Source organism: Klebsiella sp. K47 (genome assembly GCF_051858335.1).
Classification (GTDB): Bacteria; Pseudomonadota; Gammaproteobacteria; order Enterobacterales; family Enterobacteriaceae; genus Klebsiella; species Klebsiella pneumoniae.
Window position 1 is genome coordinate 1 of sequence record NZ_JBPYUI010000107.1, and the last position, 372, is coordinate 372.

Annotated in this window: 1 protein-coding gene; it reads left to right on the forward strand. The window is 52.7% G+C overall.

The annotated features are described in order from the left end of the window. Positions 1-20: 20 nt before the first annotated feature. Positions 21-359, forward strand: coding sequence for a phage head closure protein (locus RRF55_RS27295; protein WP_032428844.1), 339 nt, complete (start codon positions 21-23; stop codon positions 357-359). Positions 360-372 lie beyond the last annotated feature (13 nt).

The following is a 372-nucleotide window of genomic DNA, read 5'->3' on the forward strand; positions in this document are numbered from 1 at the left end:
GGTATTTAAGCGGGGGAATTATGCAGGCAGGACGATTACGGCACCGGGTCACCATCCAAAATTTCACCACCACCAGAACGCCTTCAGGCCAGCCAGTTGAAAATTGGGAAGATGGGAAAACCATCTGGGCCGAGGTTAAGGGGATAAGCGGTCGGGAGCTGTTAGCCGCTGGCGCAGAGCATGCCGATGCGACAATCCGAGTCTGGGTGCGTTTTCGCAGGGATATTTCAGCCTCATCCCGATTGAAGGTCCGTACTGGTCCGTTTAAAGGTGCAGTTCTTAACGTTACCGGGCCTCCGGTTCCGGATATAAAAGGTACCCGGCTGGAAATTCTCTGCAAACAGGGGACCGAAAAATGATTGATGTGAATCT